Below are 25,152 nucleotides of genomic sequence, written 5' to 3' on the forward strand. Positions count from 1 at the left end.
AAATTTCGGCTGCGTTCGCCGCGAGGTTTCCGGCGAGTAATGGCACAATAGTTCAATTCCGCAGCGAGAAACGCGGAATAGCTTGGGAGAGTGACAAATGCGCGGCGTAAACAAGGTAATACTGGTCGGCAACCTGGGGCACGATGTGGAAGTCCGCCAGATGACCAACGGAAACCCGGTGGCGAACATACGGATCGCCACGAACGAGCGATGGACCCGGCGGGACACCGGCCAGGTCCAGGAGCATACGGAATGGCACAACGTGGTGCTTTTCGGGCGCCGCGCCGAACTGGCGCAGCAGTACCTGCAGAAGGGATCGCGGATCTACGTCGAGGGGCGCTTGCGCACGCGCTCCTGGCAGGACCGCGAGGGACAGGAACGGCGCAGCACCGAAGTCGTGGCCGATGACATGCAGTTCCTCGACCGGCGCGGCGGCGACGGCGACTACGACCAGCGGCGCTCCTCGCAGCCGTCCGGCAACGCCCAGCGAAGCAACCCCGGAGGCGCGGACTCCGGCGTCATGGACGACGAGGTCCCCTTCTGAACCCGCCTCTCCCTCCGGGACTCGGCACACCGTGAGCCCTACATTTACCCCCTTCGTCAGGGAGTGTTGGAGGCAGGGATGCCGGAACCAAGCTCCATGGATGGATTTATGCGTCTCCCGGACGAAGGGGGTAAATGTAGGGCGTGATCGAAGCGTCTCCCGGAAGAAGGGGGCAATGAAAGGGCGTGATCAATGAGCGGCAAACTCTTCATACGGACCTTCGGGTGCCAGATGAACGAGTACGACTCCGCTCGCATGGCGGACGTGCTGCGCGAAAGCCGCGGGTACACGCTTACCGACAAACCCGAGGAAGCCGACCTCGTACTGATCAACACCTGCTCGGTCCGCGAGAAACCCCAGGAGAAACTGTTCTCCGAACTCGGCCGCTACAAGGCCCTCAAACGCAAGCGGCCGGAAATGAAGATCGGCGTGGGCGGTTGCGTCGCAAGCCAGGAAGGCGACGCCATAGGCAAGCGCGCGCCCTACGTGGACATCATTTTCGGACCGCAAACGCTGCACCGGCTGCCCGGCCTGCTTCAGCAGTCGGCGGACTCTTCCGGACCGGTAGTGGATATCGCATTTCCCGCTGAAGAAAAATTCGCCGAATTACCGGCGCCGAAGACCGCCTCGCCCGTGGCCCACCTGTCGGTCATGGAGGGCTGTAGCAAGTATTGCTCGTTTTGCGTCGTGCCGTATACGCGCGGCGAGGAGATCTCCAGGCCGGTCGCGGACGTAATGGCCGAGGCGATCCAATTGGAGCGCCAGGGCGTGCGCGAAATCAACCTGCTGGGCCAGAACGTCAACGGCTATCGCGGAGTTGCGCCGTCGGGCGGACTCGAGGACCTCGCCGGGCTGATCCGCTACGTGTCGAAACTGAAGGGCATCGGCAGGTTACGCTTCACGACGTCGCACCCCATGGAATTCGACGGCCGGCTGATCGACGCCTACGCTCGCTTCGACAAGCTGCCCTCCTACCTGCACCTGCCGGTGCAGAGCGGCTCGGACAGCGTGCTGGCCCGCATGAAGCGCGGCTACACGGCGGACGAGTATCGGGACAAGATCGCCCGGCTGCGGCGCGCCCGCCCCGGAATCAGCGTGGCTTCCGACTTCATCGTGGGCTTTCCCGGCGAGACAGAAGAGGAATTCGCCGACACGCTGGCGCTGGTCGAGGACATCGGTTTCGACCAGTCCTTCAGCTTCATGTACAGCCCGCGTCCGGGCACGCCCGCCGAACGGATGGAAGAGCAGGTGCCGCAGGACGTCAAGCTCAGGCGGTTGCAGCGGCTGCAGGCCTTGATTACCGGCCAGGCGCGCCGGATATCCGCGCAAATGGTCAACACTACACAGCGGATTCTCGTCGAGCGCCCGGCACGCCGCGGCGAAGGCCTGCTGGCGGGACGCACGGGCAACAATCGCTGGGTAAACTTTGACGGGCCGCCCGCGTTGATCGGGCGGTTTGTTGACGTTGCGATTACCGAAGCATTGCCGAATTCACTGCGCGGCCGGCTGCTGCCGGAATCCCTTGCGGCCTGAGGCTTTCCCTCGCCCTGAATAGCCAGGCACACACCAGGGAGGTCGTCCTCCGACCCGCGGACAATGGCGCGCTGGCCAACCTGTGCGGGGAATTCGACAGGCACCTGCGCCAGATCGAACAGGGCCTGGACGTGCGGATATCAAGCCGGGGCAACCGGTTCCGCGTGCGCGGCTCTAAACAAGCCATCAGCGCGGGCGCCATGGCGCTGACCGAGCTGTATCGCATGGCCGCGGAGGAATCGCTGGACGCGGCACGCATCCAGGCCTGCCTGGCGGAATGCGCCGAAGGCGTCGGCAGCGATCCGGCGACCAACGGCAGCGGCGCCGATGGCGATCTGCCCGGCAGCCGGGACCGCGGCGAGGACGAACAACCGGTGGTCGTCACGCCCCGGATCCGCGTTCGTCCGCGCGGCGCCAATCAGCGCCGCTACGTGAAGGAGATTCGTTCGCGCGATCTGACCTTTGGCATCGGGCCCGCCGGCACCGGCAAAACCTGGCTGGCGGTGGCCTGCGCGCTTGAATCGCACAGCGCCGGACACGTGCAGCGCATCGTTCTGGTGCGTCCGGCCGTGGAGGCCGGCGAGCGGCTGGGTTTCCTGCCCGGCGACCTGGCCAGCAAGGTCGATCCCTACCTGCGGCCGGTTTACGATGCGCTCTACGCGATGCTGGGGCCGGAACGGGTCGCCCGCTGGCTGGAACGCGGCGTGATCGAAGTGGCGCCGCTGGCCTACATGCGCGGCCGATCGCTCAACAGCAGCTTTGTCATACTGGACGAAGGACAGAACACCACGCCGGAGCAGATGAAGATGTTCCTGACCCGGTTCGGCGCCGATTCCCGCGCCGTCGTCACGGGGGACATCACGCAGGTGGACCTGCCCTCCGATCGCGAGAGCGGCATGCGCCACGCGCTGAGGATACTCAAGTCCGTCCCGGGTATTGCGACCGTCTATTTCACCGCGCGCGACGTGGTCCGTCACGCTCTGGTGAAGAAAATTCTCGAGGCCTACGGCGCGACGGAAAAGTCATGATTGAGGTTGCGATCCAGGACGCCTCGGACCTTGTACCGGAAGCCGAGCTGTCCGGCGCGGGGATACGGGAACTGGTGCGGAACAGCCTGACGCACTTCGCGCGCGAGGGCGCGGTGACGGTGCGGCTGGTCGAGGAAGCCGAGAGCCGCGAACTGAACCGGAGGTGGCGCGGCGTCGACCGGCCCACCAACGTGCTGGCCTTTCCGTCGGACCGCGAACTGGGCGAAATCGGCGACATCGTGATCTGCATCCCGCTGGTGCGCTCGGAATCCGGCGGCCGCGGCGCCACGCCGGCCGCGCACCTGGCCCACCTCGTCGTGCACGGATCGCTGCACCTGGCGGGGCTTGACCACCACGATCCGGAGCAGGCCCGGGCGATGGAAACGCTCGAATCGGAACTGCTGACGCAGGCCGGATGGCCGGACCCCTGGGCGGTGGAGCGCGAGTGAGCGGCGCCCGGGAATTCCTGGGGCGGCTTGCAGGACGCGGGCGGCTCACCCGCGATGGTTTGCTGGGACTGCTGGCGGATCTGGCGGGCGTCAAGGAGATCACGCCGGGCGAGAAGGCGATGATAGAAGGCGTCTTGGAGGTCTCCCGGCGCGAAGTCCACGAAGTGATGGTGCAGCGTTCCAGCATGGTGGTCCTGCGCCTGGACGACAGCCGCGAGAAGCTCCTGTCCACGATCATCAGTTCCGGCCATTCGCGTTTCCCGGTCATCGGCGAGAACCGCGACGAGGTCGTCGGGAGTCTGCTGGCCAAGGACGTGCTGCGCGCCCTTACGGATTCGCCGGAAGACACGCTGGAAATCAGGCCATTGCTAAGGCCCGTCACGCTGATTCCCGAAACCAAGCGCCTGGACGCCCTGCTGGACGAGTTTCTGCGCGGGCGCAATCATCTCGCCGTGGTCGTGGACGAATACGGCGGGACCGCCGGGCTACTCACGATTGAAGACGTCCTGGAGCAGATCGTGGGCGAGATCGGCGACGAACACGATCCCGAGCAGGCGCCGGAACTGGTGCGGCAGGACGACGGCAGCTTCCTGGTCAGCGCCAAGATGCGCATCGAGGAGTTTGACGAGGAGATCGGCTCGGAGCTGGATACCGGCGAGTTCGATACGGTGGGCGGGCTGGTCATTCACCGCCTGGGCCGATTGCCCCGGCGTGGCGACTCCGTGGAAGCTGGAGGATGGCGCTTCGAGGTCGTCTCAGCCGACCGGCGGAGGGTCAAGCGGCTCCGCGTCAGCCCGATCTGAGCCGAAAGGGGGCGGCGCGCCCCTGGGAGCGAGAGCACGTCCCTCGCGGCATCCCGCCCTTCCACCCGGGAAACGAGGACGTTCCGTCCTCTAAAAACCTCGGGTGGAAGGGCGGGATGCCGCGAGGGACGTGCCCTCCCTTCTAGAGCGTATTCAGGTAGGCGATAAGGGCCCGGCGGAGTTCTTCCCCGGGAAGACCCGCAAAGCTCATGCTCGTGCCGGGAACCATTTCCGCCGGCCGCTGCAGCCAAAGGTCCAGGTTTTCCTCGCTCCAGACGAATTCCTGGGCCCGCAAGGCATCGGAATAGACCGATCCCTCCGCGCTCGCCACCGGCCGATCGACGATTCCCGCAAGGTGCGGACCGATCTTATCGCCGGGATCCGCCTCCGTTGCGTGGCACGCCTGACACAGAATGTAAAGGCGTTTGCCCTGCGCCAGCAGCCGGGGGTCCGGAGTTTCGTCGGCCGCGGCGTCCTGTCGCGCGGGGACATCCTGATCGGCCAGCGACAGGGCGGCGGTTCCGCAGAGCAGGGCCGCGCACAGAGTGCCTGCCGCGATCGGCCCCGTGTTGCCCGGAATTCTCATGCGCGCTGAAGAATTTCGAATGCCGCCCGCTCGCCGCTTTCCAGCGCGGCCTCCATCCCGAAGTCCATGCGCCGGGTGTGTTCTCCCGCGAAATGCAGGCGGTGGTGCGGCACGATCATTTCCCTGGCGAACCTGGAGATCTGGCCGGGACCGAACAAGTGTCGGCACCCCTGTATCAGGGGATTCTTGCGCCAGCCGTACAGGTCCACGAAGCGCATCCTGCCCTTCGTCGAGGGCCGGATCCGGGCGATTTCCGATTCGATCAGGGCGAGGGCCTGGTCGTCGGGCATCTGGTCGATCCGCGCTGCGGAAGGGCCGGTGAAAATGACCGAACACCGGTGCGTGTCCTCTCCGGGCAGCTTGTCCAGCACCACCAGCGTCTGAATGGTTTCGTCGGTGAAAAACGACGGCTCCAGCCCGTCGTCTTCCCAGTACGGTTCCTCCACGACCCCCCAGGCGCGCGTCGTGCCGCGGTAGCCCAGCGTCAGCACCGCTTCGGCCTGGCGACCCGAGAATCCCGGCGAAACCGAGATATTGCGCAAGGTCGTGAACGGCATGGCGGAGACCACGAAATCGGCGCTGTAGCGGCTGCCGTCCAGGCAGCGGATTTCCGCGTCCGACCCGGACATGTCGATTTCCGCGACCACCTTGCCCAGCCGGACCCGGTCGCCCAGCGCGGCGGCCATCGCTTCCGGCAGTCTCGACGTGCCGCCCTCGATCGTTCTGACCGGAAAGGTTTCCTCGCCTTCCTCGCGCGTGGCCGCCAGACCGAACGGCGTGTCCGCGGCCTGGGTCTGCGTACGTCCGAAATTCGCGTCGAACAGGGTCCGCGTTCGCTCCTGCATCATGCCGAGGCTGGAGGTCACGCGGAGATCCAGGGGGACCCCGGCCAGCCGCAGGGCAGCCTCCGAGACGCCGTTGTTCAGGAACAGTTCGCGCATCGAGATGTCGTAGGCAGCGAATTCGGGGGACAGCCAGTCGTCCAGGTTTATCAGCGGGTTCAGCCGCGACAACAGGCCCATGCCGACCATGAGCGGCGGAAGTTCGCGCTCGTTGTCGGCCATCCTGTTGACCGGGGAATCGGCCCAGTCCCCGGACCTCACCCAGGTTCCTTCCACGTAGTTGGACATCGGCAGCAGGCTGCGGATGTCCGGGAGGAGCCTGATGTCGAGCCGGGAGCACAGGTCGATGGCCCGCGCATACGAACGGCCCACCTCGCTGGCGCCGTATTCCGGGCGCGTTTCCACGTCATCGGCCGTGTGGGCGCGTCCGCCGACGCGGTCCGACCCCTCCAGCAGGATCACGTCGATCCCGAAATCCGAAAGAAGCAGCGCGCAATTGAGCCCGGACAGGCCGCCTCCGATCACGACGGCCGTGGTCTTTTCGGCGGCGAATCCGGCCGCGGGCTTCAGCAACGGGTAGGAAAGAGAGAGGGCGGAAAGAGAGAGCGCTCCCTTGAGGACCTGTCGTCTTTTTACACTCATTCGCGCTCCTCCGAAGCCGTGAACGCCGCCCGCCCAACCTTCGGCCGGGAGCCCCCCTCGCGGATTCTAACTGCTGCCGGAAGCGCGATTCCGAGCAAGATGCACAGGACAACCACGGGCCATTCTCCGTAGCGCACGTAGGGCGTCGCGCCCACCAGCCGCGGTACGCTTACGTCCAGGAAACCGGGTCCGTACTTCGGGAGCCGGTCGATGATGCGGCCGCCGGGATCGACCGCCGCGGTAATGCCGGTGCCGGTTGCGCGCAGCAGATAGCGCCCGGTTTCCATGGCCCGCACGCGCGCCATGTCCAGATGCTGCTCGAGGGCGACGGTGTCGCCGAACCAGCCGTCGTTGCTGACGTTGATGAGAACCTCCGCCGTCGGCACCCATCTTCGCTGCTCCGAACCGAAAGCCGCCTCGTAACAGATGCTCACGCCGCACACCGCCTCACCGGCCGTGAGCGGCGCCTGGCCGCTCGGTCCCGGCACGAGGTCGCTGGCGGGAAGGTTCATGCCCAGCAGCCAGTCCCTTATCGCATCGGGCACGGGAAAGAACTCCCCGAAGGGCACCAGGTGGTGCTTGTGGTAGGTCCCCTGGCCGTCGCCCAGCACGATCAGGGAATTGTATCGGCCGGCGTCGGTTTGGGTGAGAATCCCAAGCGCAAGGGCGCCCCGACGCGCGCGCAACAGACGGTCCATATCATCCAGATACTCGCGGACGAAGTCCTGCGTCTTGGGGACCGCGACTTCCGGCCAGATGATCAGCGCCGGGTCCGCAGAGGCGCCCGCCACGGGTTGTCCGAAGCTCAGCCGTTCGTAGCGGTCAAGGGTCGGCACAAACTCCTCTTCCAGCCACTTCCTCTCCTGGGGAATGCCGCCCTGCACGAGCCTCGCTTGCAGTTGGCCCCGCGATTGGCCATCCTGCGCCGGAAGCGCAATCTGCCCCAGCCCCGCGGCGCCGCCAAGCAGCAGGAGCAGGCCCACAGCCCGCGTTGCCGGGCCTGGTGCGATGCGCCAGACAAGCAGACATGCGCCAGCCAGCCATGCCGTCGTCAGTCCCACCAGGTACATTCCGCCCAGGGAAGCCAGCATTGCCGGGATCCGGCCGGCGAATACGGGGGCCGTGAGGTATCCGGCGCTCAACCACGGGAATCCGGTGAAAACCCACCCCCTGAGCCACTCGGTCAGCACCAGGACGCAGGGCAGCACAAAAAGCAGAGCCATCCAGGGCCGTTTCGGCTGCATGCGCGCCGCCCAGTAGCCGCCCAGCGCGTACCAGCATCCCATCACGGCCGCGAGCAGTACGACCAGCGCGATGGCCAGCGCAACCGGCCCCCCGTTGACGATGCGCACGCTGTGATAAATCCAGTAGCAGCCGGCCGAGAAGGCGCACAGCCCGAAGGCGAAGCTTCCGGCCGCGGCCGCCCTCGGGTTCCTGAAGGCCCGCTCGCCCGACCACAGCGACAGGAGCAGGATCAATCCGGTCATGCCGATGAACCACCGGACCAGCGTCCACTCCGGGTAGAAGCAGAACGCCGCCGCCCACAACAGTCCGGCCAACAAGCCTGTGGGAATCGTCCTGCTCATCGCCGGCAGCGTGCTATGCTCAAAGCGCAAAGCGGGATTTCTTCCCGGGAAGATGGGGGCATTGGCACATGTTGAAGAAAATCTGCGGCTTGTATCTCTTTGCGGTTGCCGTACTGGTGGCCGTCCACACGGTTGTCGAGCCCTTGTACCATGCATCGGAACCCGGCCAGCCCTACAGTCCATTCTGGACCATAGTGAACCCGTTGACCGCGCTGGCCATTGTATTGGGCACGGTTTTCAGCTACACGCGCAAGACGGGCGCGGGAGGCGAAACGGTCACTCGCGAGTTCCTGGTGGCCAACACGCTGTTCTACGGATTCCTGTTCGTGGGAATCATGTTTTTCTGGAACTGGTTCAATCTGATGAACCCCGCCTTCACCGCCATAGGAGACGACACGGTTTCGCTGGTATGGATCGTCGTCGACGCCGGCGTGCCTCTGCTGGCGGGCGTCACCGGGATTCACTTGCTGCGGAGCGGCGCCGAAGGCGGATAGCCGTGCGGGCCCTTGCGCGCGCGGCGGCAATCGGACTGCTGCTTCCCGCCTGCGCTCCATCAGGCCATGCGTTGGAGTGGAGCGATACCGAACTGCACCTGCAGTACGGGCAGCTCGACGTTCCTTCCTTCGCCGGCGGCGGCAAGGCGAAACATCTGATCACCACCGGGCAGCACGCGCACGGCTGGAAATACGGCGACAACTTCGTCTTTCTGGACATGCTTGACTCGCGGGAGTCCGGCTTCCAGGATTTCGATCTTTACGGCGAGTGGTACTCCAATTTCAGCCTGTCGAAGATTGCGGGCAGAAAAATCGGCGGCGGCCTCATCGCGGACATCGGCCTGGTCTTCGGAATCAACTGGGCCGACGACGCCAACGTCGTCAAGTACCTTCCGGGAATCCGCCTGTCGCTGGACCTGAACGGATTCGCGTTCGCCAACCTGGACATCACCGGGTACATCGACGACAGCAAGGGCGTCGCATCGGGCGGCGCGCCAAGAGAAAGCGATTCGTTCATGGTGGACCTGAGTTTCGCGCGTCCTTTCACGCTGGGCGGACAGGATTTCAGCCTGGAGGGCCACATCGAATACATTGGCAGCCGGGAGAACCGGTTCGGCGACAATGTCGACGGCTGGCTGCTTGCGCAGCCTCAACTACGCTGGAGGGTCACTGAACGATTATGGATGGGAATCGAATATCAATACTGGATGAACAAGCTCGGCGACGGGGCGACCGACGAGAACACCGTGCAGGCCCTGCTGGTATGGCAGTTCTAGCCGCAACGGCGACAATACTGCTGGGGCTGGCCGGTCTTCCGGCGCAGGCCGCGGAGTCCGAAGCGCCGCGGGTCTTTCAGGACTGCGATGTCTGTCCCGTGATGGTCGAGGTGCCTCCGGGAGAGTTCATCATGGGCGCGGAGGGCGGGGAGGAAGGCCGTCCGGACGGTCCGCCGCACGAGGTCAGCATCGCCACAGCCTTCGCGATCGGACGGTTTGAAGTCACCAACCGGGAATTCGCCGCATTCGTGGACGCGACCGGATACGAGACCGCACCGCCCTGCGCGGTTCGGGTCGGCGACGAATGGTTGCTGCATCCCGAGGCGCTCTGGACCGACCTCAAGACCGGCCAGGAGTGGGAAGCGGACCACCCGGTGGCCTGCGTCAATTGGCTGGACGCGCGCGCCTACGTCGCCTGGCTGGCGGAGACGAGCGGCCAGCCGTACCGGCTGCCCAGCGAAGCGGAATGGGAGTACGCGGCGCGCGGCGCCGTGAGCGGCGATTTTCCCTGGGGATCGGAACCGGACGAGGCGTGCGGCCAGGCCAATGTGTATGACTCGAGCGCGCAAGCCATGCATGGCTACAGTTGGCAGCCCGCGCTTTGCGATGACGGTTTTCCGATGCTGGCTCCAGTCGGACGCCTGCAACCGAACAGGTTCGGCCTGCACGACGTGGCCGGCAACCTCTGGGAGTGGGTAGAGGACTGCTACGTAGCGCCCTATCCGGCCGACATTCCCACGGACGGCAGCGCATACGGCCCGCCGCCCGGCCAGTGCGATCGGCGCAGCGTTCGCGGCGGCAGCTGGACTTCGCGGATCAGCCGCCAGCGGCTCGCGTTCCGCGGCCGCGATCCCGAGGACCTGCGCTACTCGATCTTCGGCTTCCGCGTCGCCCGCTCCCTCCACTGACCCCTGGGCGAGCGCGCTAGAATGCGCGGCATGAACAGATATGCACCAGCAATGGCCGTGCTGATCGGCCTCACGTTCGCAGCGTCGCCCGCGGCCGCCGAGGACGCGCAGCCCGAAACCTTCCGCGATTGCGAGCAGTGTCCCGAGATGGTCGTGGTTCCGGGCGGCAGCTTCGTCATGGGAAGCGAGGAAGCCGTGAGCGAACGCCCGATGGGCCCGCCGCACGAAGTGACGATTGCCGGGCCCTTCGCGCTGGGCAAGTACGAAATCACCAACCGGCAATACCGGGAATTCGTGGAGGCGACCGGCCACGAGATGTCGAAAGGATGTCGCGGCAACATCGATCAGGAGTGGAAAAACGACCCCGAAGCGCACTGGACCGATTTGCGGCTGGGGCAGGAGTCCGACCCCGAGCATCCGGTGGCCTGCGTGAGCTGGCTGGATGCCCGGGCCTATCTCGACTGGTTGTCCGGGATCAGCGGCCAGGACTATCGTCTGCCCAGTGAAGCGGAGTGGGAGTACGCGGCGCGCGCCGGCGCCGGCGACTGGTACTACTGGGGGGAAGACCCCGACGAGGGCTGCAAGCACGCCAACATGTACGACACGAGCGCGCACGCCGTGCACGACTTCATCTGGCCCTGGATCGACTGCGACGACGGCCATACGACCCTGGCGCCGGTCGGCAGTTTCCAGCCGAACCCGTTCGGTCTGCATGACATGACCGGCAATCTCTGGGAATGGGTCGAGGATTGCTACGAAGTGCTTTATCCGGAAGACACGCCGACCGACGGTTCGGCCTACGGTCCGCCGCCCGGCCAGTGCGAGAACCGCAGCGTGCGGGGCGGCAGCTGGCTGACCAACCCCGACTGGCAGCGCACCACGTTCCGCGGTCGCGATCCCGAAGAGGTGCGCTACAGCTTCTTCGGCTTCCGCGTCGCCCGCTCCCTGACGGAATAACACTTTGCGCCTTTTGTTCGCTGTGTTCGGCCTGGCGGCCGGGGCGATCGCTGCGGACGGCGTTCCGGAGGCCTCTTTCCGCGACTGCGACGGGTGTCCGGAGATGCTGGTCGTGCCGGGCGGGAATTTCGTGATGGGAGCGCACGGCGGCGAGGAGGGCCGCCCGGAGGGACCGCCGCGCGAAATGCGCGTGGAACGCGATTTTGCGCTGGGCAGGTACGAAGTAACGAATGCCCAGTTCGAAGCTTTCGTCTCCGCCACGGGATACCAGGTGGAGAAAGGCTGTCGTGGAAAATTCGATGGCGAGTGGGAGAACCATCCGGAATCGAACTGGACCGACCTGATGCTCGGGCAGGAACAGCGGCCGGATCATCCCGTAACCTGCGTCAGTTGGCTGGATGCGCGCGCCTACGTGGAATGGCTTGCGGAGATGAGCGGCCAGCCGTACCGCCTGCCCACCGAGGCGGAGTGGGAATACGCGGCGCGTGCCGGCGCCGTGGGCCGCTTCACTTGGGGCGACGACCCCGAGGCGGCATGCGCTTTTGCCAATGTGTATGACTCAAGCGCGGATCCTGTGCATGATTTCGGCTGGCAGGCGGCGGATTGCGACGACGGCTACCCGACTCTCGCACCGGTCGGCATGTACAAACCGAACGCCTTCGGTCTGTACGACGTGGCGGGCAATGTCTGGGAATGGGTGGAAGACTGCTACGTCGAGCCCTATTCGGCGGAGTTGCCGACCGACGGTTCGGCGCTTGACGTCCCGCCGGGCCAGTGCGAGCGGCGCGGCGTGCGCGGCGGCAGCTGGATTACGCGCCCGGACCGCCAGCGCCTCACGTTCCGCGGCCGCGACCCGGAGGACATCCACTACACCTTCTTCGGCCTGCGCGTCGCCCGCTCCCTGCCGGATTAGCGGCAGTAATTGATCAGGCGGCTTCGGAGTAGCCGAGGACAGCTTTGGTTTCGAGGAATTCCTCCAGGCCCTCGGGGCCGGATTCGCGGCCGTTGCCGGACTGCTTGTAGCCCCCGAACGGCGCGCTGGCGTCACCTGACTGGCCGTTGAGACAGACCTGGCCCGCGCGAAGTTGCGCGGCGACGCTTCTCGCCTGTTCGAGGTCGCCGCCCCACACGTACGCGGCGAGGCCGTATTCCGTGTCGTTGGCGATTGCAATCGCCTCGTCCAGGCTATCGTACGGAATCACGCAGAGCACCGGCCCGAAAATCTCCTCGCGCGCGATCGTCATGTCGTTGCTCACGTTGCCGAACACGGTCGGCTTGACGAAATAGCCCCTATCGAGGCCATCGGGCCTGCCCGGACCGCCGGTCGCCAGCGTGGCGCCTTCCTCGATTCCCTTGCGGATGAGACCCTGCACCTTGTCGAACTGCGTTTCGCTGACCAGCGGCCCCATCGTCGTGTTCTCGGACTCGGGATCGCCGATTCGCGCCCGCGCGGCGGAGGCCACCGAGATTGCCACGGCCTTGTCGTGGAGTTCGGTCGGGACCAGCAAACGCGTCGGCGCATTGCACGATTGTCCGGTGTTCATGCAGACGCTGCGCATGCCGTTGATCACGCCCTGTTCCAGCGAGTCTTCGTCAAGGATGAGGTTGGGCGACTTGCCACCGAGTTCCTGGCTGACCCGCTTGACCGTTCCGGCGGCGGTGGCGGCCACGGCGATCCCTCCGCGGGTGGATCCGGTGAACGAGACCATGTCGATGTCGGTGTGTCCGGCGATGGCCTGTCCGACCCCGGGTCCGTCGCCGTTGACCAGGTTGAAGACGCCGGCGGGCACACCCGCGGCTTCGATGACTTCCGCGAACACCATGCCGCTGAAGGGTGCGATTTCGCTGGGCTTCAGCACCATCGTGCAGCCGGCCGCCAGCGCCGGCAGGACCTTGAGCGCGATCTGGTTGACCGGCCAGTTCCAGGGCGTGATGAATCCGCACACGCCGATCGGCTCGCGCCGGATCAGCGTGCCGCCGCGCTGCTCCTCGAACTCGAAGTTCTCCAGCAGCCGCCGCGCGGTCTTGGCGATGACGATACCCATGGCGGCCTGGGCCTTGGTCGACAGGCGTCTGGGCGCGCCCATCTCCGCCGTGATCGCATCCGCCATGTCGTTGTAGCGGGACTTGTAGGCGGCGATGAACGCGTCGATCAGGTCAAGACGTTCCTGCCTGCCGGTCCGCGAATAACCGCCGAACGCCTCGCGCGCCGCCGCCACGGCCCGGTCGACGTCCGCGGAGCCGCCCAGCGAGATGACCCCGGCGGGCTCCTCGGTAGCCGGATTGATCACATCCAGTTCCCGCGCCTCGGCCGGGTCGACCCATTCGCCGCCGATGAAAAACTTGCGGTATTCGTGTTCGGCCATTGCTGCCGCTCTCCTTCGTTGATGGGAACAGGTTGGCGAGGATACACCCTCACGGCGTCGCGTGACACGACAAAGGGTTCCCCGTGCTATCCTGCCGCGCTACGCTCTGTTTCGAGGCGCCCAATTAATGCAATCCAGGCTTGGCCGATTGACCCGGGTCGAGGGCACGGTTCCGCTTTCCCTGCGCGCGGGCTGGGGCGTCGGCGCCCTGGGAGTGGCGCTGCTCTTCAATACCTACGCCACGATCCTCCTCTTTTACCTGACGCGGGTGGCCGGGGTTGCGGTCCTTACGGCCGGGACGCTCCTGATGATCGCCAAGGCGTACGATTTCCTGACCGACCTGCCCATGGGCATCATCAGCGATCGGACCAGGAGCCGCTTCGGGCGCCGCCGGCCCTGGCTGCTGGTGGGCGCCTTCGTGTGCGCCGGCGCGTTCGTGATGCTCTTCAGCACTCCCGCCGAGTGGGCGAATTTCGAAAAGGCGGCGTATGTGCTGGCGGGACTGATCGTGTTCAACACCGGCTACACGCTGTTCAACGTACCGCACATTGCCATGCCCGCGGAAATGTCTAACAGCTACGATGAACGCACGGCCATCATGTCGTTTCGGGCCGTGGCCATCATGATCGGAACCTTCACCGTGATCGGAGTCGGGCCGACGCTGGCCGCGCAGTTCGGGGGCGGCAACGAGGGCTACGAACTGGTGGGCTGGCTGTTCGGCGTCCTGGCGCTGGTGGCGATGATCGCCTGTTTCTTCGGAACCGCCGGCGCGCGCGCGACCGAACACGTAACGCCTCGCGAGAGCCCCTGGGGGCAGATCCGCACGGCCGCTTCCAACGTGCACTTCCTGAAACTGGCGGTCTTCAAGCTGCTGACCCTGCTGGCCACCGGCGTGGCAGCGGGCAGCGTGCTGTTTTTTATAGTGGACATTCTGGGGCATTCCCAGTCCGTCATGCTCTGGTACGCGCTGGGCGGCAACCTGATCATGCCGCTATTGGCGGCTCCCCTGTTCTGGGTGCCGTTCTCGCGCAAGGTGGGCAAGCATCGCGCCCTGATGCTTGCCACGTTCGGCTTCATGGTGGGAGCGCTCTGGTGGTGGTTTGTCCCGACGGACGAACCCGTATGGCTGCTGTTCGTAAGAGCCCTGATCCTGTCCTTCTTCGGCATGGGCAAGTTGCTGCTGGGCATGTCGTTGTTGCCCGACGTGCAGGAATACGATTACCTGAAGACGGGCCTGCGGCGCGAGGGCGTCTTCGCCGGCGCATACAACATGGTGGAGAAGTTCGCGTTCATGGGGGCCCCCGTGGTCATTGGCGTTATTCTCGGAGTGCTGGGTTACCAGTCCACCGTTGACGCCGAAGCGATTCAGCAGGACCCGGGCGCGCTTACGGGCATTCGCATCTCAATTGCGATCGTTCCTTCGGTCTGCAATCTGCTGGCCGGCATCATCCTGTTGCGCTGGACCCTGACCCGGGAATACCTGGAAGAACTGCGCGCAAAGCGCGAATCCGCGTAACCTGCGGCGCGAGGGCGGTTCGCCCTCTCTCTCCCAGCCTAGGCGGCCTGGTCGCTCTCTACTGCGTCCGCGGATTTCGCGGGCACCAGCGGGATGGGGTCGATCACCCAGCCCTTTTTCGCGCGACGGCCCGGGCTGGGAATGGCGAACGCGGTATGCTCGCCGGCCTTGCGGACCTTTTCCATGTCGATGCGCCAACCGCGCGCTTCCCATCCTGCAAGCCATTGACGGTAGCGGCCCACGGCGTAGTCCGACGGGGTGAGCAAATCCCTTGCGCTGGTTCGTGGCGCGATCTTCGGATGCAGGGTAAGCAGAATGTCCCGATCCTGAAAGGCCACGTACTGATTCCGCTCCATCATGGTTTCGTCGTGGATTTCCTCGAGCATGAAGTTGCGCATGTTGATCATGTACAAACCGGTGCGGGTTTCATCGATCGGCAGGCGATACAGATACTGATAGATCTTCATCACGGGGGTGGGGTTGATGTGGGTCCAGACGGAAGTCGGCCCGTGATGGCCCGTCCCGACCGTGATCGTGTGGTTCTCGTTCCTTCTTGAGGTTTCCCGCATCCTCTTTTCCGCCAGCGGCGGTGCGTAGACTTCGTTGTAGAACCCCGTGCCCCACTCCGATTCCCTTATGTCCAGTTCACTTACCTTGTAGTTGGGATCCTCGCCCTTCATGCCGTGGGTGTCATGGACAAATTCGTTGTGCGCCGGATCGATTCCGTTCTCCACGGCGCGCTTGTAGTCGACGTCCCATTCGAAATACTGGCAGGTAGATCGCCACCCCTCTTCTCCCCATTCGGGAATTTCAAGGATCGGCGGGCGCTCGGAGTCGTCCAGGTCGCCGAGGAAACAGAAGACCAGCCCGTAGCGTTCCGTGACCGGGTAGGAGTCCACCCGCGCCCGCCCGGGCGGCTTGGCCTTCATGCCGATGGACGGCACGCGCACGCACTGCCCGTCGCCGTTGAACCGCCAGCCGTGGTACGGACACTGTACGCAACTGTCTTCCACGACGCCATCGCCAAGCGAACCGCCACGGTGGCAGCAGGTATTGCTCAGGCAATGGGCCTGTCCGTCCTCGTCGCGCCACAACACGAAGTCCTGACCCAGCATGCGTTTCTTGAGCGGCTTGTCCTCCAGTTTCCGGGACTCGACCGCGGGATACCAGAAATTGATGAACATGGGGTCAGGCGGCCTGGTCTGTCTTCACGGCCCGTGCGGGGGTTGCCGGCATCAGCGGGATCGGGTCGATCACCCAGCCCTTCTTCCTGCGCCGTTCCGGGCTCGGTATGGCGAACGCCGTATGGCGTTCCTGCTCGCGAACCTTGTCCAGATCAATTCGCCAGCCGCGCGCTTCCCATTCCTTGAGCCATTCCCGGTAGCGCCCGATCGGATAGTCCGAGGGGGTGAACAGTTCCTTGGTATTGACCCGCGGCGTGATCCTCGGATGCAGATTCAGGAGGATGTCCCGGTCCTGAGTCGCCACGTACTGGTTCCGCTCCATCATGGTTTCGTCGTAGATGTCTTCCAGCATGAAGTTGCGCATGTTGATCAGGATAATCCATGTGTTGTCCTCGTCGATCGGACATTCGAAGAGGTATTGGTAGATATGCATGACCGGAGTGGGATTGATGTTGGTCCACTTGGACGCTGGTCCGTGATGGCCGGCACCCACGTCGATGGTATGAGCCTTGTTCCGCCCGGAAGCCTCGTGCATCTTCTTGTCGGCCAAGGGCGGCGCGAAGGTCTTGTGGAAGAATCCCGTGCCCCAGTCGGTCTCGCGAATGTCCAGATCGCTTACCTTGTAGTTCTCGTCCTCTCCCTTCATGCCGTGGGTGTCGTGGACGAATTCGTTGTGCGCAGGGTCGAGGCCGTTCTCGATTGAGCGCTTGTAGTCGATGTTCCATTCGAATGACTGGATAGTGGACGACCAGCCTTCTTGTCCCCATTCGGGAATCTCAAGGATCGGCGGGCGTTCCGACGCATCCAGGTCGCCGAGGAAACAAAACACCAGCCCGTAGCGTTCGGTAGCGGGGTAGGAATCCACTCGCGCCCGCCCGGGCGGCTTTGTCTTCATGCCGATGGAGGGGACGCGGACGCACTGACCGTCACCGTTGAAGCGCCAACCGTGATAGGGGCACTGCACGCAACTGTCGGCCACCAGGCCGTCGCCCAGAGAACCGCCCCGGTGGCAGCAGGTGTTGCTCAGGCAATGCGCCCGGCCTTCCTCGTCGCGCCACAACACGAAGTCCTGGCCCAGCATGCGTCGTTTGAGCGGCTTGTCCTCCAGTTTCCCGGACTCGACCGCGGGATACCAGAAATTGATGAACATGGAGTCAGGCGGCCTGGTCGGTCTCCACGGCCCGTGCCGGCGTGGCCGGCATCAACGGGATGGGGTCGATCACCCAGCCTTTCTTCTTGCGCCGTTCCGGGCTCGGTATCGCGAAAGCGGTGTGGCGTTCCTGCTCGCGAACCTTGTCCAGATCGATGCGCCAGCCGCGCGCTTCCCATTCCTTCAGCCATTCCCGGTAGCGCCCAATCGGGTAGTCCGAGGGAGTGAACAGTTCCTTGGTATTCACCCGCGGCGTGATCTTCGGGTGGAGTTCATACAGCACGTCCCGGTCCTGTGTCGCCACGTACTGGTTCCGCTCCATCATGGTCTCGTCGTAGATGTCTTCCAGCATGAAGTTGCGCATGTTGATCAGGAACAGCCGCGTGTTGTCCTCGTCGACCGGCGCTTCGTACAGGTACTGGTAAATGTGCATGACCGGAGTGGGATTGATGAAGGTCCACACGGAGGCCGGTCCGTGGTGGCCGGTGCCCGCTCTTATGATGCGGTTCTTGGTCTCCCCGGAAGCTTCGCGCATTTTCTTTTCGGCCAGGGGCGGCGCGAAGACCTCGTTGAAGAACCCCGTGCCCCAGTCGGTTTCGCGCATGTCCAGCTCCCGGACCTTGTAGTTCTCGTCCATGCCCTTCATGCCATGGGTGGGGTGCACGAACTCATTGTGGGCCGGGTCGATGCCGTTTTCGATCGATCGCTTGTAGTTGAAGTTCCATTCGAATGACTGGATGGTGGACGACCAGCCTTCCTGGCCCCACTCCTTGATCTCGAGAAGCGGCGGCCGTTCCGACTCGTCAAGGTCGCCCAGGAAACAGAAAACCAGGCCGTAGCGTTCCATGACCGGGTAGGAGTCCACCCGCGCCCGCCCGGGCGGCTTGGCCTTCATGCCGATGGACGGCACGCGCACGCACTGCCCGTCGCCGTTGAATCGCCAGCCGTGGTACGGACATTGCACGCAGTTGTCGGCCACCAGGCCATCGCCAAGCGAACCGCCCCGATGGCAGCAGGTATTGCTCAGGCAATGGGCCTGCCCGTCCTCGTCGCGCCACAGCACGAAGTCCTGACCCAGCATGCGTTGCTTGAGCGGCTTGTCCTTGAGTTTCTCCGACTCGACCGCCGGATACCAGAAGTTGATGAACATGGCTGTGCTCCTGGATTACAGGGCAACTAGTTTATACCGGAACCTGCCAGGCGTCGTAGCGGAACAGGCCCAGCGATTCCTCATTCCGGTTGTTGCGTTCGGCGAAGCGTTCCGTGTCCGGGGCAAAGAACCGGTGAATGATTTCCCCGGACTCCAGCATCACCAGCGTGGTGCGCTCCACGCGGGCGGCCTCGTAGCGCTGAAACGCTTCGGAAAAACTGCCGGAATCCGCAATACATCGCGCCAGCACGACTCCGTCCTCGATGGCCATGACCGCGCCCATCCCCATGAAGGGCAGGGTGGGATGGGCGGCGTCTCCCAGCAGCGCAACCCGGCCCAGGCTCCAGGACTTGAGCGGCCGCCGGGAAAACAGGCCCCACTTGTAGCAGAGTTCCGGCGGGGTGGCTCCGATGATCGCGCGCACCAGGCCGTGGAATTCCGAAAACTCGTCCAATACTTCTTTCACGGTCGATCGTTGCGACCAGCTTTCCACCTGCCAGTCGTCCCGTTCCACGAATGCGACGTAGTTGACGGTCTCGCCTCCGCGGATCAGGTAACGCACGAAGAGATGTCCCGGTCCGATGTAGGTGCCGGAGGGAGGATCCACCGCTTCCGCCGGCACCTTGGCGGCGGGGGCCAGGCCGCGCCAGGCGACGAAGCCGGTGAAATTCGGCGATTCCTGCTCGTGCATTTGCGAACGGACCGGCGACTTCACGCCGTCGCAGCCCACCAGGAGCCGCCCGGAAGCGCTGTTGCCGTTAGTGAACCAGGCGGTGACGCCGTTCGCGTCCTGGTCAAAGCGCTCGAATTCGTGGCCGAGGACAATGCAGTCGGGATCGTTTGCCCGCACGGCGTCGGCCAGCATATCGTGCAGGTCGGCCCTGTGGATCTGGTAGTAGGGCGCGCCGTACTGCCGGATCGTCAGGTCGCCGCGCTCGCGTCGAACCAGCACCTGTCCCGTCTGGTAGTGGTGCACGGCCTGGTACGAGGGCGGGTCGGCCAGTTCCGCCAGCTCGCTCTCCAGGCCGAGGCCCATCAAGGCTTTCGAACCGTTCGGGCTGAGCGTAAGTCCGGCCCCCACCTCGCCCAGTTCCGGCGCCTGCTCGTACACCCTTACGGCAATGCCGGCGCGCTGCAGGGCGAGCGCGCAGCTAAGGCCGCCGATGCCGGCCCCGATCAACATGACGGGCTGCGTATTCATCCGGCGGAATTGTATGCCCGTGTTGACATGCATTGGCGGATAGGTGTTGCTTTGCGCGCCGGATACAATGCGCGCTCTTATGTACTGCGGGAACTACCCATGCGCAACGCCACCATCGCCGCAGGCCTGCTGGCCTCGTTCGTACTGATGTCCGCCGCCCAGGCGCAGACAGTGCTCGTAACCGGTTCCAATCGCGGAATCGGACTGGAATTCGCCAAGCAGTACGCGGACCGGGGTTGGACCGTGATCGCCACCCATCGCCGCGACACGACGCCCGATACGCTGGCGGCGCTCGAGGAGCAGTATCCCGCCGTTCGCGCCGAAAAGCTGGACGTGACCGACCACGCCAGCATCGACGCGCTGGCGGAAAAGCTGGCCGGCATGCCGATCGATGTGCTCATCAACAACGCCGGCATCACGGGCGACTTCACCAAGCCGAAGCCCCAGACCCTGGGCACGCTGGACTACGACATGGCGGTCCACTTCTTCCGCACCAACGCGCTGGGCGCGCTCAAGGTCAGCGAGGCTTTCATGGACAACGTGGAGGCCAGCGACCAGAAGAAGATCGTTGCCGTCAGTTCGCTGGCCGGTTCCTTCGAGGGCGAGTCCGGCGGAAAAGGCGGAATCTACTGGTATCGCTCAAGCAAGGCCGCGCTCAACATGATGATGGTGGGGGTGGCCGCCGATTCGAAACGCAAGGGCGTAACCGTCGCGCTGCTGTCGCCCGGCACCGTCAAGGTGGAAAAGGTGGCCGAGATGGTCGATCGGATGGGGCTGAAGGGTTTTCTCGAGCCGCCCGAGAGCATTGCCGGCATGATCGACGTGATCGAGAACCTGACGCCGGAGGATTCCGGCGCGTTCATCCGCTACAACGGCGAGCCGCAGCCCTTCTAGTTATTAATCAACGCCTAGAGGAAGGTTACGCCGCCGTCCACCATCAGGGTCTGGCCGGTCGTCATGCCGCTCAGGTCGCTGGCCAGCCACAGAACGGCGCCCACCACGTCCGCACTGTCCAGCGGCCTTCGGATCGCCTGCTGCGAGGTCGTCGCGCCGATGGCCTTTTCATACTTGTCGCCGAAGAATTCCGCTGACGCCTCGGTCGAGACGATGTTGGGCGCGACCGCGTTGACGCGCACGTTGTAGCGCCCCATCTCCCGCGCCAGTCCGCGCGTCAGGCCGATTACCGCGGCCTTGGAAGTGGTGTAGTGAATGACGTTGGCCATTCCGTAGGTCGCCGCCAGCGACGCGATGTTGATGATGGACCCGCCGTCGCCCGATTTCATGTGCCGGGCTGCCGCCCGGCTGGCCAGCCACACGCCCTTCACGTTCACCGCCATGGTTGCGTCCCACAGCTCTTCCTCCACTTCGTCGAATCGCGTGAGTTCCAGGTTGCCCCACCACCCGGCGTTGTTCACCAGTACGTCGATCCGCCCGTAGGCCTCGGCGGTGCGGGCGGCCATGGCCTCAAGATCGGAAAGCGAGGTCACGTCCACCTTCGCGGTCAGGACCTCCGCCCCCTGTTCGCGCGCCAGCGCTTCGCTTTCGTCGCAATCCTTCAGGTCGCAGAGCATCAGGCGTGCGCCCAGGCGTGCGAATTCCACCGCGTAGGCCTGTCCAAGCCCGCCGGCCGCGCCCGTAATGACTACCGACCGCTCGTCAAATCGCATTCCGCTACCCTCTATCTCCGCAAGGAGGCGTGATGCTAACGCAACGACGCATTGGTGTCACAATATCCACTCATGTATTCCCTGATCGTTGCGTTTTTTCTGTTGGCGCTGACTTTTTCCTTCTTCTGCTCGTTGTGGGAGGCGGTGCTGCTCAGCGTTACGCCGAGTCATGCGCGCCTGCAGTCTCAGAAGGGCACGCGCGTCGGGCGGTATCTCGAGGATTTCAAGGCCAACATCGACCGTCCCCTGGCGGCGATACTGACGCTGAACACCATTGCCCACACGGTCGGCGCCATCGGCGTGGGCGCGCAGGCGGCGGTAATCTGGGAGCAGGCGAATCCGTGGATAACCAGGATTGTGGTGCCTGCGATCATGACGATCGCGATACTGATCCTCTCGGAGATCGTGCCCAAGACAATCGGCGCGCTCTACTGGAAGCGGCTTGTGACCTTCACCGTGCATTCGCTGCGACTGTTGACGACGGTGCTGGCTCCGTTCGTGTGGTTGAGCCAGTACATCACCCGAGGTTTGAGGCGCGACACGACCCAACCGATACTGACGCGGACCGACTTTCTGGCGATGGCGGAACTGGGTACGGAGGAAGGCGTGCTGGAAGCCGGGGAAGGCGAGATGATCGGCCATCTGATCCGTTTTCAGGCGATACAGTCCCGGGACGTGATGACTCCGCGCACGGTCGTTACCGTGGCATCGCAAAACGAGCCCATCGCCAATTACTACGCGAAGGCGAGAGGCCATTCCTTTTCCCGGATTCCCGTGTACGACGAGTCCAAGGACTACATAACCGGCTACGTGATGAAGGACGACCTGTTCGCCGCAATGGTGGAGGGGCGCGGAAACCAGCCCATGGCCGCCTTGCGTCGCGAAATTGTCGCCGTGGACGAGTCTTTCGCCATTACCGACCTGTTCGAGGAACTGCGGAAGCGCCAGGAGCACCTGGCCGTGGTGCTTGACGAATTCGGAGGCATGGCGGGGATCGTGACCATGGAGGACGTGATTGAAACGTTGCTCGGTCTGGAAATCGTCGATGAGACCGACTCCACGGTGGACATGCGCGAACTGGCGCGGCGCCACCGGGTCCGGCGCGCGAATGCCTTGCGCGTGCTCGATGCCCCAGCGGAATCCTGATCCGCCATTGCCTTCAGCCACGCTGATGCTGCTTCGGCAGTCTCGCGCCGGCCTGGAGGTTCTGATGCTCAGGCGAATCATTCGCGCCGCTTTCGGCGGGGCGTGGGTGTTCCCGGGCGGTGTGCTCGATGACCAGGACCGTGACCGGCGGCTTTACCGCCGCTGCCTCGGGCTCAACGACGATCGCGCCAGCCGTTTGCTGGCGCTTCGCCGGGACGGACTGGCCTACTGGGTGGCGGCCATTCGCGAGACTTTCGAAGAGGCCGGATTGCTGCTCGCGGTGAACGGCTGCGGGCAGGGCCGGCGCGCCACGCTCGGCGAACGCAAGGCGCTGCTTGGCGGCCGGGTCCCGTTTGCCGAGCTGTGCCGACGGGCAAACTGGAAACTGCCGGCCGGGCGCATGCACTACGTTTCTCACTGGATAACGCCCAGCGCGGCGCCGAGACGATTCTCCACGCGCTTTTTCGTGGCGGAATCGTCGCCCGCCCTTAAAGCGCAGGCGGACGGAAGGGAGGTGTTGCAGGCCCGGTGGTTCGAGCCGGACCGGGCGCTGCGGCAGCAGATCCCGCTGGCTCATCCGACCCGGCATTTTCTGCGAATATTGCGCGAGATGGAAAATATCGACCAGGCGATGGCATGGGCGGCTTCCGCGGGCCGCGGTTCCGTCCCGGTCACCCGACCGCAGGTGCGGCGAATTGACGGGAAGCTGATGTCCTGTCTGCCGACCGGCGAAGTACTCGGTCCGTTCCACATGAAGGATTACCCGGTGCCCTGATGCCGGCCGATGCCATCAAGCCCGGGGTTCTGGTGGACATTGCGCCCTCGATCCGGCGCCTGACCGCGTTCAACGCCGGAACCATGACCGGCCCCGGCACCAACACCTGGGTCCTCGGGGAAAAAGAGATTGCGGTGCTGGATCCGGGGCCCGCCTCGCCCCGGCATGTCGGGAACATCGTGGACCAGGCCCCGGGAGAGGTGCGCTGGATTCTCGTCACCCATACCCACCCCGACCACTCGCCGGGCGCCGCGCTGCTGGCGGAGCGCACAGGCGCGTCATTGATCGGTCCGACTCCTCCGCCGGGCGACCGTCAGGATTCGAGTTTTTATCCCGCCGTGCAACCGAGCGACGGTCAGGAGTTCGACCTGGGCGGCTTTGCGCTTCGGGCCGTACACACGCCCGGCCATGCATCCAACCACTTCTGCTGGTGGCACGCGCCGCAGGGCGTGCTGTTCACCGGCGATCACATCATGCAGGGCTCGACCGTGGTCATTGCGCCTCCCGACGGCGACATGAGCGCCTACATGGGCTCGCTCGGCCGGCTGCTCGACCTGCCCATCCGCGCGATGGCGCCCGGGCACGGCCACTGGATCGTTCGGCCCCGGGAAGAGATCAGGGGCCTGATTGCGCATCGCGAAAGGCGCGAGGAAAAGGTGGTTTCGGCCATGGATGCGCTGGGTCCCGCTGCGCTTGAGGCTATCCTTCCCCGGGTGTACGACGACGTGCCCGACCGCCTGCATCCGGTGGCGGCCTTGTCTCTTGAGGCCCACCTTCTGAAGCTTGAACGGGAAGGCCGGGCCACGCGCGAAGGGGAGTCGTGGCGGCTCGCGGACGGCGCGGCGCAATGAGCGACACCATCATCCGGCCGGCCCGGCCCGCGGACACTCCGACGATCGTCCGATTCAACATCGCGCTGGCCGATGAATCCGAGGGCTTGCGCCTTGATCCGCAGACGGTCGAGGCGGGCGTTCGCCGGATGTTCTCCGATCCTGCCCTGGGGCGCTACTTCATGGCTGTTTCCTCCACCGGGGAACGGCTGGGACAGTTGATGATCACGACCGAGTGGAGCGATTGGCGCAACTGCATGATCTGGTGGCTGCAGAGCGTATATACGGTGCCGGAGCACCGGGGCAGCGGCGTGTTCCGGGCGCTTTGCGAACACGTCCTGGGCGAAGCCGGCGAGACGGAGTGCCGGGTGCGCCTGTACGTGGAGCGCGACAACAGCCGCGCGATCGCGGCCTACCGGGCCCTGGGGTTCGACCACTGCGGCTACGACGTCATGGAATACGGCGCGTGACCGTGAGTTTCCCTTCCTGGTGCCGCATCGCGACGCTGGTCAGAAGCGTTGTGGGGTTCAAGGCCGTGTGGCTGTGCACGGTGCTGGGCGCCGCGGCAGGCGACGTCTGGCTCGGCCCGCTGGCGCTGCTGGCCTTCGCAGGAGTGCAGACGTTCCTTTCGGAGAATCGCAAGAGGGAACTGCTGGTCCTGGCGAGCGGCCTCGCAATGGGCCTGGTCATGGAGACCGTCGTGGTGCGCGCGGACTGGGTCAGCTATGCGCCCGGTTGGCCCGATTCGATTCTTGCCCCGGCCTGGATTCTGGCCTTGTGGGGCGCGTTTTCGCTGATGAGCATCGACGGCCTGGCGTGGCTGCGCGGCAGACGCATACTGGCCGCATTACTGGGCGCCACCGGGGCGCCGTTTGCGTATTTTTCGGGAATTGCCCTCGGCGCCGGATCGGAAGCCGGGGTCGCCTTCTATCTGACCGTGGGTCTGTTCTACGCGGCGGCGACGCCGCTGCTGGTCGAATTGGGAGGGGCTTTAGAGGGCGGCGGGGCCGCCCCCGGGG

General features: G+C 64.8%; 26 protein-coding genes. 17 read left to right on the forward strand and 9 right to left on the reverse strand.

Translation table 11 applies throughout. The features are described 5' to 3' along the window. Positions 1-97: 97 nt before the first annotated feature. From F4Y72_12810 to F4Y72_12830, 5 genes are all read left to right on the forward strand, one after another. On the forward strand, positions 98-544 hold the full coding sequence (locus tag F4Y72_12810; protein MXZ29163.1) for a single-stranded DNA-binding protein: 447 nt from the start codon (positions 98-100) through the stop codon (positions 542-544). A gap of 192 nt (positions 545-736) precedes the next feature. Next, positions 737-2,077, forward strand: a complete 1,341-nt coding sequence (gene miaB, locus F4Y72_12815; protein ID MXZ29164.1) for a tRNA (N6-isopentenyl adenosine(37)-C2)-methylthiotransferase MiaB — start codon at positions 737-739, stop codon at positions 2,075-2,077. A gap of 14 nt (positions 2,078-2,091) precedes the next feature. Then, the gene (locus tag F4Y72_12820; protein MXZ29165.1) at positions 2,092-3,105 is read left to right on the forward strand and encodes a PhoH family protein; all 1,014 of its coding nucleotides are present in this window, start codon (positions 2,092-2,094) and stop codon (positions 3,103-3,105) included. Further along, positions 3,102-3,554, forward strand: a complete 453-nt coding sequence (ybeY, locus tag F4Y72_12825; GenBank protein MXZ29166.1) for an rRNA maturation RNase YbeY — start codon at positions 3,102-3,104, stop codon at positions 3,552-3,554. Before F4Y72_12820 ends, ybeY begins: the two co-directional genes overlap by 4 nt. Positions 3,555-3,673: 119 nt before the next feature. Then, entirely contained in the window at positions 3,674-4,357 is a 684-nt protein-coding gene (locus F4Y72_12830; GenBank protein ID MXZ29167.1) for a CBS domain-containing protein, read from the forward strand. A gap of 142 nt (positions 4,358-4,499) precedes the next feature. On the opposite strand, the gene F4Y72_12835 is transcribed toward F4Y72_12830, so the two are convergent. From F4Y72_12835 to lnt, 3 genes are read right to left on the reverse strand one after another with little or no spacing between them, the layout of a single operon-like run. After that, complete coding sequence (locus tag F4Y72_12835) at positions 4,500-4,943, reverse strand: c-type cytochrome (protein ID MXZ29168.1); 444 nt, start codon at positions 4,941-4,943, stop codon at positions 4,500-4,502. Further along, positions 4,940-6,427, reverse strand: coding sequence for an FAD-dependent oxidoreductase (locus F4Y72_12840; GenBank protein MXZ29169.1), 1,488 nt, complete (start codon positions 6,425-6,427; stop codon positions 4,940-4,942). Before F4Y72_12840 ends, F4Y72_12835 begins: the two co-directional genes overlap by 4 nt. Then, complete coding sequence (lnt, locus tag F4Y72_12845; GenBank protein ID MXZ29170.1) at positions 6,424-8,196, reverse strand: apolipoprotein N-acyltransferase; 1,773 nt, start codon at positions 8,194-8,196, stop codon at positions 6,424-6,426. Before lnt ends, F4Y72_12840 begins: the two co-directional genes overlap by 4 nt. Before the next feature lie 11 nt (positions 8,197-8,207). On the opposite strand from lnt, the gene F4Y72_12850 reads away from it, so the two are divergent. Genes F4Y72_12850 through F4Y72_12870 form a run of 5 tightly spaced genes read left to right on the forward strand, consistent with a single transcriptional unit; the run spans position 8,208 to position 12,061 of the window. Then, positions 8,208-8,507 (forward strand): hypothetical protein, encoded by a 300-nt coding sequence (locus F4Y72_12850; protein ID MXZ29171.1) that lies wholly within the window; start codon positions 8,208-8,210, stop codon positions 8,505-8,507. Positions 8,508-8,536: 29 nt separating this feature from the next. Further along, the gene (locus F4Y72_12855) at positions 8,537-9,283 is read left to right on the forward strand and encodes a nucleoside-binding protein (GenBank protein ID MXZ29172.1); all 747 of its coding nucleotides are present in this window, start codon (positions 8,537-8,539) and stop codon (positions 9,281-9,283) included. After that, positions 9,187-10,191, forward strand: a complete 1,005-nt coding sequence (locus tag F4Y72_12860) for a formylglycine-generating enzyme family protein (protein ID MXZ29173.1) — start codon at positions 9,187-9,189, stop codon at positions 10,189-10,191. Before F4Y72_12855 ends, F4Y72_12860 begins: the two co-directional genes overlap by 97 nt. A gap of 21 nt (positions 10,192-10,212) precedes the next feature. Beyond that, on the forward strand, positions 10,213-11,148 hold the full coding sequence (locus tag F4Y72_12865; GenBank protein MXZ29174.1) for a formylglycine-generating enzyme family protein: 936 nt from the start codon (positions 10,213-10,215) through the stop codon (positions 11,146-11,148). A 4-nt stretch (positions 11,149-11,152) separates the two neighbouring features. After that, positions 11,153-12,061 carry a formylglycine-generating enzyme family protein gene (locus tag F4Y72_12870; GenBank protein MXZ29175.1) on the forward strand — a complete coding sequence of 303 codons (909 nt, stop codon included), beginning with the start codon at positions 11,153-11,155 and terminating at the stop codon, positions 12,059-12,061. A 13-nt stretch (positions 12,062-12,074) separates the two neighbouring features. Here F4Y72_12870 and F4Y72_12875 read toward each other — a convergent pair whose 3' ends face one another. Then, the gene (locus F4Y72_12875; protein MXZ29176.1) at positions 12,075-13,514 is read right to left on the reverse strand and encodes an aldehyde dehydrogenase family protein; all 1,440 of its coding nucleotides are present in this window, start codon (positions 13,512-13,514) and stop codon (positions 12,075-12,077) included. A 127-nt stretch (positions 13,515-13,641) separates the two neighbouring features. Here F4Y72_12875 and F4Y72_12880 point away from each other — a divergent pair, with 127 nt between their 5' ends. Beyond that, on the forward strand, positions 13,642-15,030 hold the full coding sequence (locus F4Y72_12880) for an MFS transporter (protein ID MXZ29177.1): 1,389 nt from the start codon (positions 13,642-13,644) through the stop codon (positions 15,028-15,030). A 38-nt stretch (positions 15,031-15,068) separates the two neighbouring features. Here F4Y72_12880 and F4Y72_12885 read toward each other — a convergent pair whose 3' ends face one another. The 4 genes from F4Y72_12885 to F4Y72_12900 are packed head-to-tail and all read right to left on the reverse strand — an operon-like array spanning position 15,069 to position 19,748. Next, positions 15,069-16,214: an aromatic ring-hydroxylating dioxygenase subunit alpha gene (locus tag F4Y72_12885; GenBank protein ID MXZ29178.1), complete on the reverse strand. Its 1,146-nt coding sequence runs from the start codon at positions 16,212-16,214 to the stop codon at positions 15,069-15,071. Positions 16,215-16,218: 4 nt separating this feature from the next. After that, positions 16,219-17,364, reverse strand: a complete 1,146-nt coding sequence (locus F4Y72_12890; protein MXZ29179.1) for an aromatic ring-hydroxylating dioxygenase subunit alpha — start codon at positions 17,362-17,364, stop codon at positions 16,219-16,221. 4 nt (positions 17,365-17,368) lie between these two features. Continuing rightward, a complete protein-coding gene (locus tag F4Y72_12895) occupies positions 17,369-18,514 on the reverse strand; it encodes an aromatic ring-hydroxylating dioxygenase subunit alpha (protein MXZ29180.1) in 1,146 nt (381 codons plus the stop codon). Between the two features lie 31 nt (positions 18,515-18,545). Further along, positions 18,546-19,748, reverse strand: coding sequence for an NAD(P)-binding protein (locus F4Y72_12900; GenBank protein ID MXZ29181.1), 1,203 nt, complete (start codon positions 19,746-19,748; stop codon positions 18,546-18,548). Here F4Y72_12900 and F4Y72_12905 point away from each other — a divergent pair. Beyond that, positions 19,743-20,609, forward strand: a complete 867-nt coding sequence (locus tag F4Y72_12905; protein ID MXZ29182.1) for an SDR family oxidoreductase — start codon at positions 19,743-19,745, stop codon at positions 20,607-20,609. The genes F4Y72_12900 and F4Y72_12905 overlap by 6 nt on opposite strands. Positions 20,610-20,623: 14 nt before the next feature. On the opposite strand, the gene F4Y72_12910 is transcribed toward F4Y72_12905, so the two are convergent. After that, positions 20,624-21,382, reverse strand: coding sequence for an SDR family oxidoreductase (locus tag F4Y72_12910; protein MXZ29183.1), 759 nt, complete (start codon positions 21,380-21,382; stop codon positions 20,624-20,626). Positions 21,383-21,454: 72 nt separating this feature from the next. Here F4Y72_12910 and F4Y72_12915 point away from each other — a divergent pair, with 72 nt between their 5' ends. The 5 genes from F4Y72_12915 to F4Y72_12935 all read left to right on the forward strand — a co-directional run. Beyond that, positions 21,455-22,528, forward strand: coding sequence for an HlyC/CorC family transporter (locus tag F4Y72_12915; protein MXZ29184.1), 1,074 nt, complete (start codon positions 21,455-21,457; stop codon positions 22,526-22,528). Next, positions 22,428-23,303, forward strand: coding sequence for an NUDIX hydrolase (locus F4Y72_12920; GenBank protein ID MXZ29185.1), 876 nt, complete (start codon positions 22,428-22,430; stop codon positions 23,301-23,303). Before F4Y72_12915 ends, F4Y72_12920 begins: the two co-directional genes overlap by 101 nt. Continuing rightward, positions 23,303-24,154, forward strand: coding sequence for an MBL fold metallo-hydrolase (locus F4Y72_12925; protein ID MXZ29186.1), 852 nt, complete (start codon positions 23,303-23,305; stop codon positions 24,152-24,154). The genes F4Y72_12920 and F4Y72_12925 overlap by 1 nt, the downstream gene beginning before the upstream one ends. Beyond that, positions 24,151-24,603 carry a GNAT family N-acetyltransferase gene (locus tag F4Y72_12930; GenBank protein MXZ29187.1) on the forward strand — a complete coding sequence of 151 codons (453 nt, stop codon included), beginning with the start codon at positions 24,151-24,153 and terminating at the stop codon, positions 24,601-24,603. Before F4Y72_12925 ends, F4Y72_12930 begins: the two co-directional genes overlap by 4 nt. After that, the coding region (locus F4Y72_12935) for a DUF2878 domain-containing protein (protein MXZ29188.1) at positions 24,459-25,152 on the forward strand (694 nt) is incomplete at its 3' end. The genes F4Y72_12930 and F4Y72_12935, both read left to right, overlap by 145 nt.

This window comes from Gammaproteobacteria bacterium (assembly GCA_009838035.1).
Classification (GTDB): domain Bacteria; phylum Pseudomonadota; class Gammaproteobacteria; order Steroidobacterales; family Foliamicaceae; genus Foliamicus.